3 protein-coding genes and 1 pseudogene are annotated in these 3,586 nt (G+C 41.5%); all 4 read right to left on the bottom strand.

All coding sequences use genetic code 11. From position 1 onward, the window contains the following. A pseudogene (locus tag ACIQ32_RS11470) lies at positions 1-277 on the bottom strand (phenylalanine 4-monooxygenase); the annotation flags it as partial. Between the two features lie 280 nt (positions 278-557). Further along, entirely contained in the window at positions 558-1,091 is a 534-nt protein-coding gene (locus tag ACIQ32_RS11465; RefSeq protein ID WP_396195825.1) for a DUF4136 domain-containing protein, read from the bottom strand. Between the two features lie 89 nt (positions 1,092-1,180). After that, positions 1,181-3,172 (bottom strand): urocanate hydratase, encoded by a 1,992-nt coding sequence (locus ACIQ32_RS11460; RefSeq protein ID WP_396195824.1) that lies wholly within the window; start codon positions 3,170-3,172, stop codon positions 1,181-1,183. Between the two features lie 197 nt (positions 3,173-3,369). Beyond that, positions 3,370-3,546, bottom strand: coding sequence for a DUF5522 domain-containing protein (locus ACIQ32_RS11455; RefSeq protein ID WP_396195826.1), 177 nt, complete (start codon positions 3,544-3,546; stop codon positions 3,370-3,372). Positions 3,547-3,586: the final 40 nt, after the last annotated feature.

Here is a 3,586-nt window from a genome sequence, read left to right as displayed (position 1 = left end):
CATCTACAGCCACGGCAGCCCAACCAATTTCTTTTAAAATGCGGTTCATGCCGTACATGTTCGGAATAGAATCCACTTCCAGACCGGTTTTTTGCAATCCATCCAAATAAGATTCGTGCGCTACTTTTGAAAGATAATCCACATTTTTACGCATCACATAACGCCATACTGCCTGATTTATCGGCGTATAATCGTTGTAATCTTGCGGTTTGATAAACTGTTTTAAATGCTTTGGTAGTCTGTCAATCAAAGGGTTGCTTTCAAAATTCGCTTCCATAAATGTAATTTTGCCTGTCTGCCGACAGGTAGATTGTGTTCGTAAATTTACAAATCTTAGCCAAAACAACTGTGATAAAAATCATAAAATGACTTCCGAAATTTATTTTTAGGAGCTGTGTCCGGCTTTCCATTATATCTTTTTTCATTACCGAGGATTAAAACCCACGGCAATGAAAAAAGGATGTCATTCCAATCCGGGCTAGGACAATCTGCAAAAAAAACCGTAACGTCTTAGTTACGGTTTAAGTTTTATCTGCCAACTGAACACTGCTAACTGCTTATTTCTTCTGCGGTGGATATTGTTCCAGAATTTTGGATACAAATTCTTTAATGAGGGCTTCTTTTTTGTCGCGGTCTTTGGTTAACACACCTTCGCCTTCACCTTGCCAAATCAATTCTTTTTTCTTGGCGTCAATAATGTCGATGTACAATGAACCTTCAGTGTGACGGGTTACCATAGTGTTGCCGCCCCATAAGAACGGATTCCAACCCCAACCCCAGCCATAACCCCAGCCGGCATTGAATTGGTTGACATTGACTTCTTCTCTTTCTTTGGTGAAAAACGAAATCAACAAATCGGGATTGTCACTTTTGGTAAATCCTTTAGCGCTCATGGTTTCATCTATGGCGCGTAAAATACGTTTTTTATCTAAATCAGATATCTCGGCTTTGTCTATGCCGTTCTTGTGGAAGGCATAAGTCTTATAAGGTGTAAAATCGACTTGTTTGTCAAAGTCCGAATACACTCTAACCGAACTGCAAGAAGCTAGGACTAAGAGCAGTACAAACGGTAAAAATTTAGTTGCTTTCATAGGTTATTTTTTTTGATTATTAGACTTCTTAGATTGTTAGATATTGCATTCATTCACAGAGATTATTTGTTCTAAGACAGTCTAATGCTCTAAAAATCTAACAATCCATCATCAACTACATTAGGGATGGTGACTTTCAACAAAGGTTGCGTTTCCATCGCCCTTTTTATAGCAAAAACGGCGCCTTCATTTCTAGCCCAACTTCTGCGTGAAATGCCGTTGTTCACATCCCAGAAAAGCATTGATTCTAAACGTCTTGACGCGGCTTTAGAGCCATCAAGAACCATACCAAATCCGCCGTTAATTACCTCGCCCCAGCCAACACCGCCACCGTTGTGAATAGATACCCAAGTAGCGCCTCGGAAACTGTCGCCAATTACATTGTGTATCGCCATATCTGCGGTAAAGCGAGAACCGTCATAGATGTTAGATGTTTCGCGGTAAGGAGAATCAGTCCCGGAAACGTCATGGTGATCGCGACCTAAAATCACATAACCAATTTCTCCACGAGTAATCGCTTGATTGAAGGCTTCGGCAATTTTGATACGTCCTTCGGCATCTGCGTACAGAATGCGAGCTTGAGAACCAACTACCAATTTATTTTCTTGAGCACCTTTAATCCATTGGATGTTATCGGCCATTTGTTGTTGGATTTCCTCGGGTGCGGTTTTCATCATTTCCTCTAAGACGTCACAAGCAATTTTGTCAGTCTTAGCTAAATCTTCGGGGTTTCCTGAGGCACAAACCCAACGGAACGGGCCAAATCCGTAGTCAAAGCACATCGGTCCCATGATATCTTGTACGTAACTCGGGTATTTGAATTCTCTGCCCAAAGTAGGATGGTCGTTCATTACATCGGCGCCGGCACGAGAAGATTCTAATAAAAAGGCATTGCCATAGTCAAAAAAGTAAGTACCTTTTACCGTATGCTTGTTGATGGCTGCAGCATGACGGCGCAGGGTTTTTTGGACTTCCTCTTTGAATTGCTCCGGGTTATTCGCCATCAAATTATTTGACTCTTCAAAAGTGTAACCGATAGGGTAGTATCCACCGGCCCACGGATTGTGTAATGAGGTTTGATCGGAGCCTAAATCGATGTGTAAATTCTCTTGGTCAAAGCGTTCCCAAACATCTACTATATTCCCTAAATAGGCAATAGAAACTACTTCTTGAGCGGCTAAAGCTTTTTTCACTCTGGGTACTAATTCATCTATATTTTCTATGATTTCGTTAATCCAACCTTGCGAATGACGGATATGCGTAATTTTAGGATTTACTTCAGCACAAACTGTTACACAACCGGCAATATTTCCGGCTTTGGGTTGTGCACCGCTCATACCGCCTAAACCGGAGGTAACGAATAATCCGCCTTTAGGCGATTTTTTGATTTTTCGGAAGCCGTTCAACACGGTGATGGTGGTGCCGTGCACGATGCCTTGCGGACCGATGTACATATAACTTCCCGCGGTCATTTGGCCGTACTGGGAAACGCCAAGAGCATTCATTTTTTCCCAATCGTCGGGTTTAGAGTAATTCGGGATTACCATACCATTGGTTACCACGACTCTCGGCGCATCCGGATGCGATGGGAATAAACCCATAGGATGACCGGAATACATAACCAAGGTTTGTTCTTCGGTCATTTCGGCAAAGTATTTCATGGTGAGTAAGTATTGCGCCCAGTTTTGGAAAACCGCACCGTTACCGCCATAAGTGATTAACTCGTGTGGGTGTTGTGCCACGGCATAATCCAAATTATTTTGGATCATGAGCATGATGGCTTTGGCTTGTTCGCATTTTCCGGGATATTCAGATATAGGACGGGCATACATGCGGTAATCCGGACGAAAGCGGTACATGTAAATACGGCCATAGGTTTCTAACTCAGCTTTAAACTCCGGAATTAGCGTAGCATGATGTTGCGGTTCGAAATAGCGTAATGCATTCCTTAAGGCTAATTTTTTTTCTTCTTCGGTTAGTATTTCTTTGCGTTTTGGCGCGTGATTGATTTGTGGTTCATAAGGTTTTGGCTGTGGTAAAACGGCCGGGATTCCTTGGAGAATTTGTTCTTGAAAAGTCATATTTATAGTTGCTGAGGTTCTGAGTGACTAAGTTGCTGAGTTTTTATCAATTGTTTTGTCTTTTTAAATTCTTTTTGCGTTAGGGATTGCAGTGGAAATCCTTTTTAGTTTGTGAATTGACTTCCAAAGTTTCGGTACAGCACTACAAACTAAAAAAGATTGCAATGGAAAGCCCGACCCTTGTGGTAACGCCCTAATTATTTTTTTATTATTCCTGTTTTTTTATCAAATCCGTATGGGCAATGACGGCAACCACTTTTGCAGCAATAGCCGCGTTTTAGGTGGTGTTTTTCGGTGAAAACTTTATAACCTTCGGGCGTGAGGTAATAGTCTTCGCCTTCTATTAATTTATTTTCATTATTTTGCTCGTTCATAGACGCAAATTTAAAGAGTTTATAAGTAATGATACTCATC

Origin of the sequence: Flavobacterium sp., assembly GCF_044373165.1 — a bacterium.
Lineage (GTDB): Bacteria > Bacteroidota > Bacteroidia > Flavobacteriales > Flavobacteriaceae > Flavobacterium.
Note: the sequence above shows the minus strand (reverse complement) of the source record. Positions and strands in the feature narration are given on the sequence as shown.

Coding starts and splice junctions, on each gene's coding strand:
- ACIQ32_RS11460 (WP_396195824.1), bottom strand. CDS start 3,172: ATGACTTTTCAAGAACAAATTCTCCAAGGAATCCCGGCCGTTTTACCA.
- ACIQ32_RS11465 (WP_396195825.1), bottom strand. CDS start 1,091: ATGAAAGCAACTAAATTTTTACCGTTTGTACTGCTCTTAGTCCTAGCT.
- ACIQ32_RS11455 (WP_396195826.1), bottom strand. CDS start 3,546: ATGAACGAGCAAAATAATGAAAATAAATTAATAGAAGGCGAAGACTAT.